At 66.6% G+C, this 17,523-nt stretch carries 17 protein-coding genes; 16 read left to right on the top strand and 1 reads right to left on the bottom strand.

Going from position 1 to position 17,523, the window contains the following annotated elements:
• Positions 1 to 103: 103 nt before the first annotated feature.
• From AC3WON_RS13140 to AC3WON_RS13115, 6 genes are all read left to right on the top strand, one after another.
• Entirely contained in the window at positions 104 to 448 is a 345-nt protein-coding gene (locus tag AC3WON_RS13140; protein WP_492319034.1) for an FmdB family zinc ribbon protein, read from the top strand.
• Between the two features lie 14 nt (positions 449 to 462).
• Complete coding sequence (locus AC3WON_RS13135) at positions 463 to 1,185, top strand: DUF502 domain-containing protein (RefSeq protein WP_035822762.1); 723 nt, start codon at positions 463 to 465, stop codon at positions 1,183 to 1,185.
• A 66-nt stretch (positions 1,186 to 1,251) separates the two neighbouring features.
• Positions 1,252 to 3,060 (top strand): aspartate--tRNA ligase, encoded by a 1,809-nt coding sequence (gene aspS / locus AC3WON_RS13130; protein ID WP_011614526.1) that lies wholly within the window; start codon positions 1,252 to 1,254, stop codon positions 3,058 to 3,060.
• 212 nt (positions 3,061 to 3,272) lie between these two features.
• Positions 3,273 to 4,184 carry a hypothetical protein gene (locus tag AC3WON_RS13125; protein ID WP_492297330.1) on the top strand — a complete coding sequence of 304 codons (912 nt, stop codon included), beginning with the start codon at positions 3,273 to 3,275 and terminating at the stop codon, positions 4,182 to 4,184.
• A 98-nt stretch (positions 4,185 to 4,282) separates the two neighbouring features.
• On the top strand, positions 4,283 to 4,771 hold the full coding sequence (gene nudB, locus AC3WON_RS13120; RefSeq protein WP_010813934.1) for a dihydroneopterin triphosphate diphosphatase: 489 nt from the start codon (positions 4,283 to 4,285) through the stop codon (positions 4,769 to 4,771).
• Positions 4,768 to 5,550: an endonuclease/exonuclease/phosphatase family protein gene (locus tag AC3WON_RS13115; protein ID WP_492319037.1), complete on the top strand. Its 783-nt coding sequence runs from the start codon at positions 4,768 to 4,770 to the stop codon at positions 5,548 to 5,550. Before nudB ends, AC3WON_RS13115 begins: the two co-directional genes overlap by 4 nt.
• A 2-nt stretch (positions 5,551 to 5,552) precedes the next feature.
• Here AC3WON_RS13115 and mobB read toward each other — a convergent pair whose 3' ends face one another.
• Positions 5,553 to 6,068 (bottom strand): molybdopterin-guanine dinucleotide biosynthesis protein B, encoded by a 516-nt coding sequence (gene mobB, locus AC3WON_RS13110; protein WP_010813932.1) that lies wholly within the window; start codon positions 6,066 to 6,068, stop codon positions 5,553 to 5,555.
• Positions 6,069 to 6,160: 92 nt separating this feature from the next.
• On the opposite strand from mobB, the gene clsB reads away from it, so the two are divergent.
• From clsB to AC3WON_RS13060, 10 genes are all read left to right on the top strand, one after another.
• Positions 6,161 to 7,504 carry a cardiolipin synthase ClsB gene (gene clsB, locus AC3WON_RS13105; protein ID WP_492319070.1) on the top strand — a complete coding sequence of 448 codons (1,344 nt, stop codon included), beginning with the start codon at positions 6,161 to 6,163 and terminating at the stop codon, positions 7,502 to 7,504.
• 362 nt (positions 7,505 to 7,866) lie between these two features.
• Positions 7,867 to 8,457: a TetR/AcrR family transcriptional regulator gene (locus AC3WON_RS13100; protein WP_026201385.1), complete on the top strand. Its 591-nt coding sequence runs from the start codon at positions 7,867 to 7,869 to the stop codon at positions 8,455 to 8,457.
• 76 nt (positions 8,458 to 8,533) lie between these two features.
• A complete protein-coding gene (locus AC3WON_RS13095) occupies positions 8,534 to 10,321 on the top strand; it encodes an acyl-CoA dehydrogenase C-terminal domain-containing protein (RefSeq protein ID WP_492319038.1) in 1,788 nt (595 codons plus the stop codon).
• Positions 10,322 to 10,397: 76 nt separating this feature from the next.
• A complete protein-coding gene (locus AC3WON_RS13090; RefSeq protein WP_492351985.1) occupies positions 10,398 to 12,821 on the top strand; it encodes a 3-hydroxyacyl-CoA dehydrogenase/enoyl-CoA hydratase family protein in 2,424 nt (807 codons plus the stop codon).
• A 21-nt stretch (positions 12,822 to 12,842) separates the two neighbouring features.
• Entirely contained in the window at positions 12,843 to 14,042 is a 1,200-nt protein-coding gene (locus AC3WON_RS13085) for an acetyl-CoA C-acyltransferase (protein WP_037025321.1), read from the top strand.
• 112 nt (positions 14,043 to 14,154) lie between these two features.
• Complete coding sequence (locus AC3WON_RS13080; RefSeq protein WP_492351984.1) at positions 14,155 to 15,111, top strand: DegV family protein; 957 nt, start codon at positions 14,155 to 14,157, stop codon at positions 15,109 to 15,111.
• A gap of 31 nt (positions 15,112 to 15,142) precedes the next feature.
• Positions 15,143 to 15,919, top strand: a complete 777-nt coding sequence (locus AC3WON_RS13075; RefSeq protein ID WP_492351983.1) for an enoyl-CoA hydratase — start codon at positions 15,143 to 15,145, stop codon at positions 15,917 to 15,919.
• Positions 15,920 to 16,121: 202 nt separating this feature from the next.
• Complete coding sequence (locus tag AC3WON_RS13070) at positions 16,122 to 16,550, top strand: PAAR domain-containing protein (RefSeq protein ID WP_492351982.1); 429 nt, start codon at positions 16,122 to 16,124, stop codon at positions 16,548 to 16,550.
• Positions 16,438 to 16,695: a hypothetical protein gene (locus tag AC3WON_RS13065; RefSeq protein ID WP_492351997.1), complete on the top strand. Its 258-nt coding sequence runs from the start codon at positions 16,438 to 16,440 to the stop codon at positions 16,693 to 16,695. The genes AC3WON_RS13070 and AC3WON_RS13065 overlap by 113 nt, the downstream gene beginning before the upstream one ends.
• Entirely contained in the window at positions 16,688 to 17,293 is a 606-nt protein-coding gene (locus tag AC3WON_RS13060; RefSeq protein ID WP_492351981.1) for a type VI secretion system amidase effector protein Tae4, read from the top strand. The genes AC3WON_RS13065 and AC3WON_RS13060 overlap by 8 nt, the downstream gene beginning before the upstream one ends.
• The last annotated feature ends 230 nt before the right edge of the window (positions 17,294 to 17,523 follow it).

The following is a 17,523-nucleotide window of genomic DNA, read 5'->3' as shown; positions in this document are numbered from 1 at the left end:
TTCAAGGCTTTGCATCGTCGCACGGGAATTTCCCGCGGCCGCCATGGCCCGCGCCGATGTCCGCCTTTGTACCAATTCCGAAGTTTTCTCGCGAAATAACACCATGCCGATCTATGCCTACCGTTGCGACGCCTGCGGCCACGGGCGCGATGTGCTGCAGAAAATGAGCGATGCCCCGCTGACGGACTGCCCGTCGTGCGGCACCGCCGGCGCGTTCAAGAAACAGCTGACCGCTGCTGGTTTCCAGCTCAAGGGCTCGGGCTGGTACGTGACCGACTTCCGCGGCGGCAGCGCCGGCGCGCCGGCAGCGACCGGCGCCGCGGGTGGCGCCACTGCAGCGGCGGCCAGCACCCCGGCGGCGGCTGAATCGCCGGCCAGTCCTGCCACGTCCGCTTCGGCCACGCCCGCGGCAGCTGGCGGCTGCGGCAGCGCCTGCGCCTGCCATTGAGCCGGACCCGCCCCGTGGTTGCCAAGAAGACTTCCGCCCTGAAAACCTGGTTCCTGACCGGGCTGCTGGTGCTGGTGCCGCTGGGCATCACGCTGTGGGTGCTCAGCCTGATCATCGGCACGATGGACCAGAGCCTGGCGCTGCTGCCCGAGGCCTGGCGCCCGGACCGGCTGATGTTCGGCAAGCGCGTGACCGGCCTGGGCGCCATCCTCACGCTGCTGGTGATCCTGCTGGTCGGCCTGCTGGCGCATAACTTCATCGGCCAGCGCCTGGTGCGCTGGTGGGAAGCGCTGCTGGGCCATATCCCGGTGGTGGGCCCGATCTACACCAGCGTCAAGCAGGTCTCGGACACGCTGCTGTCGTCCTCGGGCAATGCCTTCCGCAAGGCGCTGCTGGTGCAGTACCCGCGCGAGGGCTCGTGGACTATCGCCTTCCTGACCGGGCGCCCCGGCGGCGACGTGCAGAACCACCTGCAGGGCGAATACGTCAGCGTCTACGTGCCGACCACGCCGAATCCGACCTCGGGCTTCTTCCTGATGATGCCCAAGGCCGACACCATCGAACTCGACATGACCGTCGACGCCGCGCTCAAGTACATCGTCTCGATGGGCGTGGTGGCACCGGCGGAATTGCCGCGCAAGAACGGCAGCATGTCCCGGCCGGCAGCCCCGGCCAGTCCGGCCAATCCGGCCGGCAGGGCCAGCAGCGAGGAAACGGTCGAGACGACCGATCCTTAAGCATCCAATCTGATCACGGGCCGCCCGATGTGCTTCGGGCGGCCGCGTTTTACCGGGAATCTCCTTATGTCCTCCATGCGTACTCACTACTGCGGTCTGGTGACCGAACAATTCTCGGGCCAGGAAGTGGCCCTGACCGGCTGGGTCCAGCGCCGCCGCGACCATGGCGGCGTGATCTTCATCGACCTGCGCGACCGCGAAGGCCTGGTGCAGGTGGTGTGCGACCCGGACCGCCCCGAGATGTTCAAGGCTGCCGAAGAGATCCGCAATGAGTTCTGCATCCGCGTCACCGGTAAGGTCCGTCCGCGCCCGGCCGGCACCGAGAACGCCAACCTGACCTCGGGCAAGATCGAGGTGCTGTGCCATGAGCTGACCGTGCTGAACCCGTCGGTCACGCCCCCGTTCCAGCTCGACGACGACAACCTGTCGGAAACCACGCGCCTGACGCACCGCGTGCTGGACCTGCGCCGCCCGCAGATGCAGTACAACCTGCGCCTGCGCTACAAGGTGGCGATGGAAGTGCGCAAGTTCCTCGATGCGCAGGGCTTTATCGACATCGAGACCCCGATGCTGGGCAAGAGCACGCCCGAAGGCGCGCGCGACTACCTGGTGCCGTCGCGGGTCAACCCGGGCCACTTCTTCGCGCTGCCGCAGTCGCCGCAGATCTTCAAGCAGATGCTGATGGTCTCCGGCTTTGACCGCTACTACCAGATCACCAAGTGCTTCCGCGACGAAGACCTGCGCGCCGACCGCCAGCCGGAGTTCACGCAGATCGACTGCGAGACCTCGTTCCTGACCGAGCAGGAGATCCGCGACCTGTTCGAGGACATGATGCGCACGGTGTTCAAGAACGCCATCGACGTCGACCTGGACGCCAGGTTCCCGGTGATGGAGTTCCGCGAGGCCATGGCCCGCTTCGGCTCGGACAAGCCTGACCTGCGCGTCAAGCTGGAATTCACCGAGCTGACCGAGGTGATGAAGGATGTCGACTTCAAGGTGTTCTCAAGCCCCGCCAACAGCGACAACGGCCGCGTGGTCGGCCTGCGCGTGCCGGGCGGCGGTGCGATCTCGCGCGGCGAGATCGACGCCTACACCCAGTTCGTCGGCATCTACGGCGCCAAGGGCCTGGCCTGGATCAAGGTCAACGAAGTGGCCAAGGGCCGCGACGGTCTGCAATCGCCGATCGTCAAGAACCTGCACGACGCCGCCATTGCCGAGATCCTCAAGCGCACCGGCGCCCAGGACGGCGACATCATCTTCTTCGGCGCCGACAAGGCCAAGGTGGTCAACGACTCGATCGGCGCGCTGCGCCTGAAGATCGGCCACTCTGACTTCGGCAAGGCCAACGGCCTGTTCGAAGACACCTGGAAGCCGCTGTGGGTGGTCGACTTCCCGATGTTCGAGTACGACGAGGAAGACGCGCGCTGGGTGGCCATGCACCACCCGTTCACCAGCCCCAAGGACGAGCACCTGGAATACCTGGAGACCGACCCGGGCAAGTGCCTGGCCAAGGCCTACGACATGGTGCTGAACGGCTGGGAAATGGGCGGCGGCTCGGTGCGGATCTTCCGTTCGGACATCCAGAGCAAGGTGTTCCGCGCGCTCAACATCAATGACGACGAAGCCCGCGCCAAGTTCGGCTACCTGCTGGACGCGCTGCAGTACGGCGCGCCTCCGCACGGCGGCCTGGCCTTCGGCCTGGACCGCATCGTCACGATGATGGCCGGCGCCGACTCGATCCGCGACGTGATCGCCTTCCCGAAGACCCAGCGCGCCCAGGACCTGCTGACCCAGGCTCCGAGCTCGGTCGACGAGAAGCAACTGCGCGAACTGCACATCCGCCTGCGCGCCACGGAGCCCAAGCCGACGGCCTGAGTTGCCCGGAGCCCGCAAGGAAGCCGCGCGATTGCGCGGCTTTTTTGCTTTATGCGCAACGTCGGGTCGCCTGCGCTGTGAGGCGCGCGGCGCATTGGTTTCGATTTGTTACCGGTCGGAACGAAGGGCGCCGCGGCGGGGTCTGCTCTCTTTGACACGTAATTTGCCGAGCGGCCTCGCAATGAAGGCTTCCGGCACTCGGGAGGAAATTCGTGACCCTGGATATCGACCTGATCCGCCAGTTCCTGCTGGCCCATGACCAAACCATCCTGACCTGGCTGGTGGCCGGACTGGTGATGATGCTGCTGGCACGCTTCGAGCTGCGCCGCGCCGTGCGCCGCTCGGCGCAGGCCATGTCTGAATCGGTGGCCACCACGGTGGCCGCCTGCGTGCCCGACATCGCCCATGCGGTGCAGTCGGCCGCGCCCGCCGCGGCGGCCGAGCCGGTGGAAATGCAGCGCGCCGAAGCGCTGCGCCGGCTGGCGCTGGATACCGTCGGCGTGGTCATGACGCGCGGGCGCTGGCTGGACGAGCTCGGCAACCTGCGCCTGGCTGATGACGCCTTGCTGGCCGGCCAGCGCGCCGACGGCGCCGACCCGCTGCTGGTGGTGGCGCCGCAGCCGGTGGTGCAGGCCTACCTGGATGCGCAGCGCGTGTTCGAGGACGAGGCCGCGCAGGTGCAGGCGCTGCGCCGCGACGCCCAGCGTGTGCAGGAGGCGCTGCAGGCCCTGGACGCGGAGGTTGCCCATATCGAGCAGGAAACCGGCAGCATCGTGCTGCGTTTCGAGCAGGTCAACGCGCAGGCGGCGCAGGGCATGGACGGCGGCGATTACCAGCGCTTCCTGATCCAGAAGTACAACTCGCTGGGACAGCGCGAGAAGGAAATCGCGCTGGAGCGCACGCGGCTGCAGGGCGAGGTCCGGCACCGCGCCGACGCCCTGGCCACGCACGCGCATGGCGCGTCCAAGCGCTACCGCCAGGCGCTGGCGCCGCTGATGGACCAGCTGCGTGCGGCCTGGGGCCACGGCGATTCGCCCCAGGTGTTCGACACCTGGCAGCGCACCGCCGCCGACGAGCCGTACCTGGCACCCCGTGCCACCTATGGCGCGCGCAGCGCCGCCTGAAGGCTGCCGCGGGCCGCCTCGGGCGTGCGCCGCCACGCTTTCGCGTGGCAACGTGGCGCGGCTGCGCTATCCTTGGGTTTGTCCTTTCGCCCAGACCCATGTCCTACAAGATCCCGGAATCCGTGCTGGTGGTGATTTACACGCCAGATCTTCAAGTCTTGCTGCTGGAACGCGCCGATCGCCCGGGGTTCTGGCAGTCCGTGACCGGCAGCCTCGACACCCTGGACGAACCCCTGGCCCTGACCGCCGCGCGTGAAGTGGCCGAGGAAACCGGCATCATCGCCGGCGAGCACCAGCTGACCGACTGGGCCCACACCATCCAGTACGAGATCTACCCGCAGTGGCGCCACCGCTATGCCGAAGGCGTCACGCGCAATACCGAGCACTGGTTCGGGCTGCGTGTGCAGCAGGCGCTGCCGGTGACGCTGGCGCCACGCGAACATCTGCAATACCAGTGGCTACCGTGGGAGCAGGCCGCGCAGCAATGCTTTTCCAGCAGCAATGCCGAGGCCATCCGCCAGCTCGCCTGGCGCGCGGCCGGGGCTGGCGCTGGCGAGCGGCAGGCGGTGTACGGAGCGCAGCCATGAAGCTGCGCGTGGTCACCTACAACATCCACAAGGGAGTGACCGGCATCTCGCGGCGCCCGCGCATCCAGAACGTGCGCGCCGGCCTGCATGCGATGGATGCGGACATCGTCTTCCTGCAGGAAGTGCAGGACCGCAACGACCGGCTGGTGGCCGCGGCGCTGTTTGATCCGGAGCATACGCAGCTCAACTACCTGGCCACTGACGCCTATCCGCATTCGGTCTACGGCCGCAACGCGGTCTATGACTACGGCCATCACGGCAACGCGATCCTGTCGCGCCACCCGATCCTGATGTCCGAAAACCTCGATATTTCTGACCACCGTTTCGAGCAGCGCGGGCTGCTTCATGCGGTGGCGGATGTGCACGGGGTGGAAACCCACTTGATCTGCGTGCATTTCGGCCTGTTCGCGCGCAGCCGCGTACGCCAGGCCGAGGCCCTGGTGGAGCGTGTGCGCACCGTGGTGCCGGCCGGCATGCCGCTGGTGATCGCCGGCGACTTCAACGACTGGAACCACCGGCTCGATGCGCAGATCTGCAATACGCTGGGCGCGGTCGAGGCCTCGCACGCGCGCGGCGCGCGGCTGCATACCTTCCCCAGCCATATGCCGTGGTGGCAGCTCGACCGCATCTATGTGCGCGGCTATGAGATCGAGCGCGCGCATGCGCTGACCGGCCGCGACTGGGCGCAGCGCTCGGATCACGTGCCGCTGGTGGCGGAACTGGGGCATCCGCAGGGCGAGCTGGCCATGCCCGCGGAGCCCGCCGGCAAGGCCGCCTGAACTCAGCGCGCGCTGTCCGGATAGTCGCGGATGAAGGCGAACACCGCCTGCGGGTCGTTCAGGTCCAGCACCGGCAGCGCGGTCATGGCAGCGACCGCGGCAGGGTCGTCGCTTGCCACCGCCACCACGCCCGGCACCTCGTCCCACAGCGGCGTGCGCCCCAGTGCCGGGCGATATACCTCCAGCTTGGGAAAATCACTGCGCTTGTAGCCCTCCACCAGCACCAGTTCGGTGTCGGCCGGCAGCACGGCGAGCGCATCGTCCAGTTCGGGCGAGGGCACCGCTTCCGGGTAGTGGCGCATCAGCGTCAGGTGGCGCGCGCCGACCAGCACGACATTGGCGCAGCCGGCCTCGCGCATGCGCCAGGAGTCCTTGCCGGGCGTGTCGGGGTCAAAGCCGTGATGGGTATGCTTGACGCCGGCCACGCGCAGGCCGGCGGCGACGAAACAGGGGATGAGCTGGTCCAGCAGCGTGGTCTTGCCGCTGCCGGACGATCCGGTAATGCCGAATACCTTCACAATGGGTTCCGTGGGGGCGTCAGTCGTCGATTGCCCGTCGCTGGCTGCGCGGGCAAGCATCAGTCTCGACGATAGCAGAGATGCGCCTGCCAATGTGCGCGCGGCGCCTTGCGCCCGGCAATCTGTCCGATAATCACGGCATGTCACGGATCTCCCACTCCGCTCATGCCGACACCAGCGCGCACGACTCCGCCGCGGCCGGCGACCACGCGCCGCGCCGCCACATGCTGCGCTGGACCTGGCGCCGCGGCAAGCCCACCACCGGCAATGCGGTGCGGCTGCTGCACGGCGGCCAGGACTTCTTCCCCGCGCTGATCGCCGCCATCGACCAGGCCGCGTTCCAGGTGATGCTGGAAACCTACATCTATGCCGATGACGAAGTCGGCCGCGCGGTCAGCGACGCGCTGATCCGCGCCGCCGCGCGCGGCGTGACCGTGCGCGTGACCGTGGACGGATTCGGCGCCGGCGACATGCCCGCCGCGCTGGCCGCGCGGCTGCGCGCCGGCGGCGTGCAACTGCGCGTGTTCCGCATGCTGCGCGGCTTCCGGCTGGCGCGGCGCCACCTGCGCCGGCTGCACCGCAAGCTGGCGGTGATCGACCGGCGCGTGGCTTTCGTCGGCGGCATCAATATCATCGACGACCACAACCACGGCCCGTTCGAAGGCGCCAACCTGGGGCCGCGCTATGACTTCGCGGTGCAGGTCGGCGGCCCGCTGGTGGACGGCATCGCGCTGTCCGCCGAGCGGCTCTGGTGGCGCTTGTCGCTGCGCGATATGCACGGCACCGAACGCGCCGCCGCGGTGGCCGACTACCCGCTCGTCACCGACCTGCCGCCGCGCCCGGAAGCCGCGGGCGGCGTACGCGCCGCGCTGCTGCTGCGCGACAACCTGCGCAACCGCCGCACCATCGAGCGCGAATACCTGCGCGCGCTGGGCGCCGCGCGCCACGACGTGATCCTTGCCAACGCCTACTTCCTGCCTGGCCACAAGATGCGGCGCGCGCTGCTGGCGTGCCGCGCGCGCGGCGTGCGCGTGCGGCTGCTGCTGCAGGGGCGGGTCGAATACCGGCTGCAGCACTACGCCACCCATGCGCTGTATGCCTCGCTGCTGGAGGCCGGCGTCGAGATCTACGAGTATGCCGAGAGCTTCCTGCACGCCAAGGTGGGCGTGGTCGACGAGGCCTGGGCCACGGTCGGGTCGAGCAATATGGACCCGTTCAGCCTGCTGCTCGCGCGCGAAGCCAACGTCGCCGTTTATGATGCGGCCTTCGCTGCTGAACTGCGCACCGCGCTGGAATACGCCATTGCGCACCGCAGCGTGCGCGTGATGCCGGAGGTGCATGCGCGCCGCTCGCCGCTGCACCGGCTGGCCAACTGGGCGGCCTATATGCTGCTGCGCCTGGGTGTCGTCATTGCCGGTGTCGCGGGGCGCTACTGAACGATAAGCCGCGAGCGCGGTGTGCGTTTGCTGCCATGCGGCACGGCGCTCGCTGCAACCGGTCGCGGCGCAAGCCATGACCGACATGACGGACATGCTGCATTGCAGTCCGTTTAGAAACAGCGGTCTAATTAAAAGCTTGATGGTCGGCTGCTGCGCCAGAATAATCTGAACGACCGTTCTTTTTTGGCTTAGACTGCGTGCATTCGCGGTATGCACCGGCAAATCCGCCGGTTCGGCCGCAAGCAAATAATGCAACGTCAGGGTCATACGCGGGGCCGCAGCAGGGCCCCGCAGAACGGAGAAAAAACATGCGACACCAGTCAGCCCGTCTCGAATCCGCCGCCGCCTCCCCCGCGCCAATGCGCAAGGGTGAAATGACGCGCGTGGCGATTCTGGATGCCGCACTGGAATTGTCGTCCCGCGACGGGCTCGAAGGTCTGACCATCGGGCTGCTCGCGGAACGCATGCAGATGAGCAAGAGCGGTGTCTTCGCGCATTTCGGTTCGCGCGAAGACCTGCAGGTGGAGGTGGTGCGGGAGTATCACCGCCGGTTCGAGCAGGAGGTGTTCTATCCCTCGCTGCAGGAGCCGCGCGGCCTGCCCCGGCTGTGGTCGATGGTGCGGCGCTGGATGGAGAAGCGCATCCAGGAAGTGACGACTGGATGCATCTACATCAGCGGCGCCGTGGAGTACGACGACCGTGCCGGCAGCCTGGTGCGTGACGAGCTGGTCAAGAGCGTCACCATCTGGCGGGCAGCGCTCACGCGCGCCATCAACCAGGCGCGGGAGGAAGGGCACCTGCGCGCGGACTGCGATCCGCGCCTGATGCTGTTCGAGATGTACAGCCTTGAACTAGGCTTGCATCATGACGCCCGTTTCCTGCGCCTGCCTGACAGTGCCGAGCTTGCCATGGTCGCGCTCAACAAGCTGATTCAGTCTTACCGTACCTGAGGTCGCCCCGGTCGGACCGTATCGCGCAAGCGGGACGGGCGGCGTGGCGGCATCGCACAACTCCAAGGAGTCTCAGATGGGCCAGTACACCGCACCGTTGCGCGACATGCAGTTCGTGCTCCATGAACTGCTCGGCGCCGAAGCCGAACTCAAGGCGATGCCGCCGCACGCGGACATCGACGCGGACACCATCAACCAGGTCATCGAGGAAGCCGGCAAGTTCTGCTCGGACGTGGTGTTCCCGCTCAACCAGGTGGGCGACCGCGAAGGCTGCACCTACGTCGGCGACGGCGTGGTCAAGGCCCCCACCGGCTTCAAGGAAGCCTACCAGCAGTACGTCGAGGCCGGCTGGCCGGCGCTGGCGTGCGATCCCGAATTCGGCGGCCAGGGCCTGCCGATCGTGATCAACAATGTGGTCTACGAGATGCTGAACTCGGCCGGCCAGGCCTGGACCATGTACCCGGGCCTGTCGCACGGCGCGTACGAGGCGCTGCACGCGCACGGCACGCCCGCACTGCAGCAGACCTACCTGCCCAAGCTGGTCTCCGGCGTGTGGACCGGCACCATGTGCCTGACCGAGCCGCACTGCGGCACCGACCTCGGCATCCTGCGTTCCAAGGCAGAGCCGCAGGCCGACGGGTCGTACCTGATCTCGGGCACCAAGATCTTCATCTCGGCCGGCGAGCACGACATGGCCGAGAACATCATCCACCTGGTGCTGGCACGCCTGCCGGACGCGCCGGGCGGCACCAAGGGCATCTCGCTGTTCGTGGTGCCCAAGTTCATCCCCGATGCCAACGGCAACCCGGGCGAGCGCAACGGCATCAAGTGCGGCTCGATCGAGCACAAGATGGGCATCCACGGCAACGCCACCTGCGTGATGAACCTGGACGGCGCGCGCGGCTGGATGGTGGGCGAGCCCAACAAGGGCCTGAACGCCATGTTCGTGATGATGAATGCCGCGCGCCTGGGCGTGGGCGCGCAGGGCCTGGGCCTGACCGAAGTGGCGTACCAGAACTCGCTGGCCTACGCCAAGGACCGCCTGCAGATGCGCGCGCTGACCGGCCCGAAGGCGCCGGACAAGCCCGCCGACCCGATCATCGTGCACCCGGACGTGCGCCGCATGCTGCTGACGCAGAAGGCCTACGCCGAAGGCGGCCGCGCCTTCAGCTACTGGACCGCGCTGCAGATCGACCGCGAGCTGTCGCACCCCGACGAAGCCGTGCGCAAGCAGGCCGGCGACCTGGTCGCGCTGCTCACGCCGGTGATCAAGGCCTTCCTGACCGACAACGCCTTCACGTCCACCAACGAGGGCATGCAGGTGTTCGGCGGCCACGGCTATATCGCCGAGTGGGGCATGGAGCAGTATGTGCGCGATGCGCGCATCAACATGATCTACGAAGGCACCAACACCATCCAGGCGCTGGACCTGCTGGGCCGCAAGATCCTGGGCGACATGGGCGCCAGGATGAAGGCCTTCGGCAAGATCGTGCAGGAATTCGTTGAAGCCGAAGGCACCAACGAAGCCATGCAGGAGTTCATCAACCCGCTCGCCGACATTGGCGACAAGGTGCAGAAGCTCACCATGGAAATCGGCATGAAGGCGATGGGCAATGCCGACGAGGTGGGCGCCGCCGCGGTGCCGTATCTGCGCGTGGTGGGCCACCTGGTGTTCTCGTACTTCTGGGCCCGCATGGCCAAGATCGCGCTGGAGAAGGAAGCGAGCGGCGACAAGTTCTACACCGCCAAGCTGGCCACGGCACGTTTCTACTTTGCCAGGCTGCTGCCGGAAACCGCCGCCGAGATCCGCAAGGCGCGCGCTGGTGCGGCAACGCTGATGGCGCTGGACGCAGACCTGTTCTGAGTCGACTCTACGCGTCGTTCCCGGCCGGGAACGACGGCTTCGCATCTGTCTAACGCTCACTAATCCAGGAGCGAGCATGTCCAATTTCATCGTCAAGAAAGTCGCCGTGCTGGGTGCCGGCGTCATGGGGGCGCAGATCGCCGCCCACCTGATCAATGCGCGCGTGCCCGTGGTGCTGTTCGACCTTCCCGCCAAGGAAGGCCCCAAGAACGGCATCGCGCTGCGCGCCATCGAGAACCTGAAGAAGCTCTCGCCCGCGCCGCTGGGCATCAAGGAAGAGGCCGGCCTGATCCAGGCGGCCAACTACGAGGACGACATCGCGCTGCTCAAGGAATGCGACCTGGTGATCGAGGCGATCGCCGAGCGCATGGACTGGAAGCACGACCTGTACAAGAAGGTCGCGCCGCACCTGGCCTCGCACGCGATCTTCGCGACCAACACCTCGGGCCTGTCGATCACAGCGCTGTCCGACGGGTTTGATGCGGACCTGAAGTCGCGCTTCTGCGGCGTGCACTTCTTCAACCCGCCGCGCTACATGCACCTGGTCGAGCTGATCCCGACCGCGACCACGCAGCCGCAGATCCTCGACCAGCTTGAAGCATTCCTGACCACCACGCTCGGCAAGGGCGTGGTGCGCGCCAAGGACACGCCCAACTTCATCGCCAACCGCGTCGGCATCTTCTCGATCCTGGCCGTGTTTGCCGAAGCCGAGAAGTTCGGCATCCCGTTCGACGTGGTCGATGACCTGACCGGCTCCAAGCTGGGCCGCGCTAAGTCCGCCACCTTCCGCACCGCGGACGTGGTCGGCCTGGACACCATGGCGCACGTGATCAAGACCATGCAGGACACCCTGCACGACGACCCGTTCGCGCCGGTGTACAAGACCCCGGCCGTACTCAAGGGCCTGGTCGACGCGGGCGCGCTGGGCCAGAAGACCGGTGCCGGCTTCTACAAGAAGGAAGGCAAGGCCATCAAGGTGCTCGACGCCAAGACCGGCCAGTACGTCGATGCCGGCAAGAAGGCCGACGAGATCGTGGTGCGCATGCTGAAGAAGGATGCGGCCGAGCGCATCAAGCTGCTGCGCGAGTCGACCAACCCGCAGGCGCAGTTCCTGTGGGCGGTGTTCCGCGACGTGTTCCACTACATCGCCGTGTACCTGGAGCAGGTCGCGGGCTCCGCCGCCGACATCGACCTGGCGATCCGCTGGGGCTTCGGCTGGAACTCGGGTCCGTTCGAAGACTGGCAGTCGGCCGGCTGGAAGCAGGTGGCCGAGTGGGTCAAGGAAGACGTGGAAGCCGGCAAGGCGCTGTCGGCTGCGCCGCTGCCGGCATGGGTATTCGAGGGCCCGGTGGCAGAGAACCAGGGCGTGCACGCCGCTGCCGGTTCGTGGTCGCCGGCGACGCAGTCCTTCGTCGCGCGCAGCAAGCTGCCGGTGTACCAGCGCCAGGCATTCCGTGCCGCGATCAAGGGCACTGCCGCGGCCGATCCGCGCAAGGCCGGCCGCACTGTCGAAGAGAACGACGCCGTGCGCATCTGGGTGAGCGAAGGCCAGGACGACGTGCTGGTGGTCTCGTTCAAGAGCAAGATGAACACCATCGGGCCGGACGTGATCGACGGCCTGACCCGCGCCATCGACCTGGCCGAAACCGGCTACAAGGGGCTGGTGGTGTGGCAGCCGACTTCGCTGCAGCTGGGCGCACCGGGTGGCCCGTTCTCCGCCGGCGCCAACCTGGAAGCGGCCATGCCCGCCTTCATGATGGGCGGCGCCAAGGGCATCGAACCGTTCGTGAAGAAGTTCCAGGACGGCATGATGCGCGTGAAGTACGCCTCGGTGCCGGTGGTATCCGCGGCGTCCGGCATTGCGCTGGGCGGCGGCTGCGAGCTGATGCTGCATTCGGCTTCGCGCGTGGCCGCGCTGGAGACGTATATCGGCCTGGTCGAAGTGGGCGTGGGCCTGGTGCCGGCCGGCGGCGGCCTGAAGGAAGCCGCGCTGGCGGCCGCGCGCGCGGCGCAGGCCGCGGGCAGCACCAACATCCTGCAGTCCCTGACCAGCCGCTTCCAGAGCGCGGCCATGGCGAAGGTCTCGGCCTCGGCGCTGGAAGCGCGCCAGATGGGCTACCTGCAGCCGTCCGACAAGATCGTCTTCAACGTGCACGAGCTGCTGTACGTGGCGCAGAACGAAGTGCGCGCGCTGGCCAGCGCCGGCTACCGCGCGCCGCTGCCGACGCTGGTCCCGGTGGCCGGCCGCTCGGGCATTGCCACCATCAAGGCATCGCTGGTCAATATGCGCGACGGCGGCTTTATTTCGGCGCACGACTTCCTGATCGCCAGCCGCATCGCCGAAGCGGTGTGCGGCGGCGACGTCGAGGCCGGCTCGCTGGTGAGCGAGGACTGGCTGCTGGCGCTGGAGCGCAAGGCCTTTGTCGACCTGCTCGGCACCGGCAAGACGCAGGAGCGCATCATGGGCATGCTGCAGACCGGCAAGCCGGTGCGTAACTAACAGGGCAAGCGAGGAACCGACATCATGAAACAACTGCAAGACGCATATATCGTTGCGGCCACCCGCTCGCCGATCGGCAAGGCCCCGAAGGGCGCGTTCAAGAACACGCGCCCGGACGACCTGCTGGCAACCATCCTGAAGGCTGCCGTGGCACAGGTGCCGGACCTGGACCCGAAACTGATCGAAGACGCCATCGTCGGCTGCGCGATTCCTGAAGCGCAGCAGGGCCTGAACGTGGCCCGCATCGGCGCGCTGCTGTCGGGCCTGCCCAATACCGTGGGCGGCATCACCGTCAACCGCTTCTGCGCCTCGGGCGTGAGCGCGGTGGCGATGGCGGCCGACCGCATCCGCGTGGGCGAGTCCGACGTGATGATCGCCGCCGGCGTGGAATCGATGAGCATGGTGCCGATGATGGGCAACTCGCCGTCGATGTCGCCGGAGATCTTCACCCGCGACGAGAACGTGGGCATCGCCTACGGCATGGGCCTGACCGCCGAGAAGGTGGCGCAGCAATGGCAGGTCAGCCGCGAGGACCAGGATGCGTTCTCGCTGGCCTCGCACCAGAAGGCCATCGCGGCGCAGCAGGCCGGCGAGTTCAAGGACGAGATCACGCCGATCGAGATCGTCGAGCGCTTCCCCGACCTCGCCAGCGGCCAGGTGAACGTGAAGTCGCGCACGATCTCGCTGGACGAAGGCCCGCGCCCGGAGACCTCGCTGGAAGGCCTGGGCAAGCTGCGCCCGGTGTTTGCCAACAAGGGCAGCGTCACCGCCGGCAACAGCTCGCAGACCTCTGACGGCGCCGGCGCGCTGATCCTGGTCTCGGAAAAGATCCTCAAGCAGTTCAACCTGGTGCCGCTGGCGCGCTTCGTCTCGTTCGCGGTGCGCGGCGTGCCGCCCGAGATCATGGGCATCGGCCCCAAGGAAGCGATTCCGGCGGCGCTGAAGGCCGCGGGCCTGACCCAGGACCAGCTCGACTGGATCGAACTGAACGAGGCCTTTGCCGCGCAGTCGCTGGCGGTGATGCGCGATCTGCAACTGGATCCGGCCAAGGTCAACCGCATGGGCGGCGCGATTGCGCTGGGCCACCCGCTCGGTGCCACCGGTGCGATCCGTTCGGCCACGGTGGTGCACGCGCTGCGCCGCCATAACCTGAAGTACGGCATGGTGACCATGTGCGTTGGCACGGGCATGGGCGCCGCAGGTATTTTCGAGCGCGTCTAAAACGCGCCTGCGGGACGGCTCCTCGGGGCTGTCCCGCCCTTCTGTCAGGTGAAGAAAGCAGTACCGGGGCTGCCGCCCGCCATGCGGGTCACCAGGTAGGGGAGACAATAATATGCAGGAGACAGCCATCCTGGCCGATGCCGCGTGCGATCTGCCGCGCGACATCATGGCCCAGCTGAAGGTCCACACCATTCCGTTCCGCATCCGCGCGGGCGAACATTTTGTCGCCGATACGCGCGATGAAGACGCGCTGCCCACGCTCTACCAGCAATACCTGGTTGGCCGCCAGGACCACTACGCCGAATCGATCCCGCTGCTCGAGCGCGAGCTGGAAGAACACCTGCTGCGCAACGTGGTGGCCCATTGCGACCGCGCCATCCTGTTCACCATCGCCAGTTCGCGCAGCAAGCTGTATGCGCATGCCACCGGCGCGGTGATCGGCACCGTGGCGCGCAGCGTGCGCCTGCGCAAGGAAGCCGGGCGCACCGGCCTGTTCGACCTGACCGTGGTCGACACCGGCGCGATCGGACCGGGCCAGGCACTGATCGTGCGCGAAGCCGCGCGCATGGCCGCCGCAGGCGCCAGCCCGCAAGCGGTGCGGGAAGCGGTCGAGACGCGCCTGCGCGATGCCGCCCATATGTTCCTGGTGCCCGACGAGCTGCTCTACATGTACACGCGCGCGCGCCAGAAGGGCGAGGGCAGCATCACCTGGGGCCGCTATGTGATGGGCAGCGCCTTCAATATCCGCCCGGTGGTGCGCATGCACCGCGGGCACACCGAGGCCATCGCCAGGGCACGCGGCTCCGAGGAGGGTGCGCGCCGCGTGCTGCAGCATGCCGAGCAGTGCATCCGCGGCGGCGACCTGATGGTGCCGGCGATCTCGGTCTGCTATGCCGGCCCGCTCGACGCCGTGCGCGCGATGCCAGCCTTCCAGTCGCTGGAGCGCACCGCGCACGGCCAGGGCGTGGCACTGATGCTGGCGCCGATGAGCCTGACGGTGGCGCTGAATGTCGGCGCGCGCGCGTTCGGGCTGAGCTATCTTTCCGAATCGCCGCCGCCTTTTGAATAACCCCAGCAATGCATCCACAGACGAGGACACCATGAGCATCCGCACCGGCATCGAGCACGGCATCCTGACCATCGAGTTCGACCGCATCGACAAGAAGAACGCCATCACCGCGGCGATGTACCAGGCCATGGCCGACGCGCTGCGCGCGGCCGAAACCGACCGCAGCGTGCGCGCCATCCTGCTGCGCGGCAAGCCGGAGATCTTTACCGCCGGCAACGACCTGGAAGACTTCATGCAGCGCCCGCCTGCCGGGGGTGAAGGCACTGAGCAGGCGCCGGTGTTCCAGTTCCTCTACCAGATCAGCCACGCCACCAAGCCGATCGTGGCAGCCGTCAGCGGTGCCGCGGTCGGGGTGGGCACCACCATGCTGCTGCATTGCGATCTGGTTTACGCGTCCGATACGGCCAAGCTGTCGCTGCCGTTCGTGCAGCTGGGCCTGTGTCCTGAAGCGGCCTCGAGCCTGCTGCTGCCGCGGCTGGTCGGCTACCAGCGCGCGGCCGAGAAGCTGCTGCTGGGCGAAGCCTTCAGCGCGCAGGAGGCGCTGGAGATCGGGCTGGTGACGCGGGTGCTGCCGGTGGCCGAGCTGCACGACTTTGCGCTGCAGCAGGCGCGCAAGCTGGTAGCCCTGCCGGCGTCGTCGCTGCGCGAGAGCAAGCGGCTGATGAAGGCGGGCGATATGACGGCAGTGGAAAAGCAGATGGCCGACGAGGGCGCGGTGTTCCGGAAGATGCTGGTGGCGCCGGAGGCGAAAGAGGCGTTTGCTGCCTTCTTCCAGAAGCGCAAGCCGGATTTTACGAAGTTCGAGTAAACCTGTCCGATTCGCCCCTCGGTAATGCAATGCCGGGGGGCCCTTTCCTGGCGACTCCACGCTCCTGTATCTCTGGATGGCTGAACCGGTGGGACTAGTCGCCTAATCGACAAAGAAGTATCAGGTTTCGCTGATTGATTCCTTATGGAAGCTCTGGCGCAATGGCGTGCGGTGAAAACCTATCTCCAAGCAAGGTGCGGCCATGGTTACCAGAACCTATCTCATCAAGGGCGACAAAGCAAACAATGGGGCCACGATCGTTGGTGGCAGCCTCGGATCCAGCTACGAAGGCAACCCGACAGCGCGTGAAGGCGATCCGGTGTACTGCCCAGTCTGCAAGCGAACGGGAGTCAGCGTCTGCGTCGGCCCACGCTGGCCCAGCACGGATGAGGGCAAGGAAGAAGCCTTGAGCGGTGACATCTGCGCGTGCGGTTGCAGTCCGCGGCCTGTCTTCTTTGCGTCGCGACCGTACACGATGACCATGACGGCAGAGGATGCTGCGCAGTGGCATAAGGCGCATGCGCGGAAACAGCGCCGGCTTTCCCACCTCGCCGGTGACTGTCAGGTACGACGAACAAATTCGAGCGCGATCGGGAGCGGCCCTCGTCGCAGGCTATCCGTACTTCGTTGAGATCTCCGATGGCCGGACGTTCGCCGGGCGCCTGGACGAAAGCGGAAAGCTGCCTCGCGTATATACGGAGAACGCCGACGAGTACTCGGTCTATTGGGGCGACGAAGCCCTGGCAAAGCAGTGCGAGGGGTCCGAACATGCCTAACAAGAGAACAATCGTTAGGACAAATTCAACCCCGGATTCCATCAAGGAGGTATCACTAAAGGCTGTTACATTCGCTGAGCTGTGGACGGCCTATCCGCAAGGCGCACCGTACGTCGATCCAAAGACAGGAGACATACCGCCAGGTTTCGAGAACCAGTGCGCGATTCGCATGAGCGTGACCCTGCACCGGGTCGGCATCGAGATGAAGTCCTTTCGCGGCAAGGGCCAGATTCGCTTGGACGGCAAGCGCACGGCAGTCCTGGCGTCCGAGATGGCGGATTGGCTGCGGCTGAAGCCGCTGGCGGGCATCGGCGCGCCGGAAAACGTCACGGGGGCCGATTGGCAGAAGAAGATCAAGGGGCGCACAGGAATCGTTGCCTTCAAGAGCTACTGGAGGCGGGACGGTGAATCGGCTGGCAATGCGACAGGCGGTCACGTTGACCTGTGGAACGGATCGAGGCTGACCATCAGCAGTGCGCCCGGTGCTATTGCAACAATTGGTCGCAGCTTGGGCTGGGACGCATTGTTTCCCGGCACCCACTATGGGTGGTCGGATCTCGGGCGGTCAACGGAGATACTTTTCTGGGAAATCAAGTGAACAAGCGGCGCATTGCCATCACAGCAGCATTCGTCGGCACTGGTCTGGCCAGTGTTCTCACATGGTCCCGTGTCGATGTTTACCTCTGCGACATGTTCCCGAGCCTGTGCATGCCGCGGCCTGGGACTTGCGTTGGAATCGATATATGCCCTTCTGATATCCGGATGCTACTGGGTTTGATCTTGCTGATACCTGTGCCACCAGCCTTGTTTGGTGTCCTGGGGTTCCTG

Source organism: Cupriavidus sp. FW305-46, assembly GCF_058787075.1.
Note: the sequence above shows the minus strand (reverse complement) of the source record. Positions and strands in the feature narration are given on the sequence as shown.

Bases quoted from the DNA above. Each gene is read 5' to 3' on its own strand.
- AC3WON_RS13100 (WP_026201385.1), top strand. From the start codon at position 7,867: ATGCGCAAGGGTGAAATGACGCGCGTGGCGATTCTGGATGCCGCACTG.
- AC3WON_RS13070 (WP_492351982.1), top strand. From the start codon at position 16,122: ATGGTTACCAGAACCTATCTCATCAAGGGCGACAAAGCAAACAATGGG.
- nudB (WP_010813934.1), top strand. From the start codon at position 4,283: ATGTCCTACAAGATCCCGGAATCCGTGCTGGTGGTGATTTACACGCCA.
- clsB (WP_492319070.1), top strand. From the start codon at position 6,161: ATGTGCGCGCGGCGCCTTGCGCCCGGCAATCTGTCCGATAATCACGGC.
- AC3WON_RS13115 (WP_492319037.1), top strand. From the start codon at position 4,768: ATGAAGCTGCGCGTGGTCACCTACAACATCCACAAGGGAGTGACCGGC.
- AC3WON_RS13060 (WP_492351981.1), top strand. From the start codon at position 16,688: ATGCCTAACAAGAGAACAATCGTTAGGACAAATTCAACCCCGGATTCC.
- AC3WON_RS13075 (WP_492351983.1), top strand. From the start codon at position 15,143: ATGAGCATCCGCACCGGCATCGAGCACGGCATCCTGACCATCGAGTTC.
- AC3WON_RS13095 (WP_492319038.1), top strand. From the start codon at position 8,534: ATGGGCCAGTACACCGCACCGTTGCGCGACATGCAGTTCGTGCTCCAT.
- AC3WON_RS13140 (WP_492319034.1), top strand. From the start codon at position 104: ATGCCGATCTATGCCTACCGTTGCGACGCCTGCGGCCACGGGCGCGAT.
- AC3WON_RS13090 (WP_492351985.1), top strand. From the start codon at position 10,398: ATGTCCAATTTCATCGTCAAGAAAGTCGCCGTGCTGGGTGCCGGCGTC.
- AC3WON_RS13080 (WP_492351984.1), top strand. From the start codon at position 14,155: ATGCAGGAGACAGCCATCCTGGCCGATGCCGCGTGCGATCTGCCGCGC.
- aspS (WP_011614526.1), top strand. From the start codon at position 1,252: ATGTCCTCCATGCGTACTCACTACTGCGGTCTGGTGACCGAACAATTC.
- AC3WON_RS13065 (WP_492351997.1), top strand. From the start codon at position 16,438: ATGCGCGGAAACAGCGCCGGCTTTCCCACCTCGCCGGTGACTGTCAGG.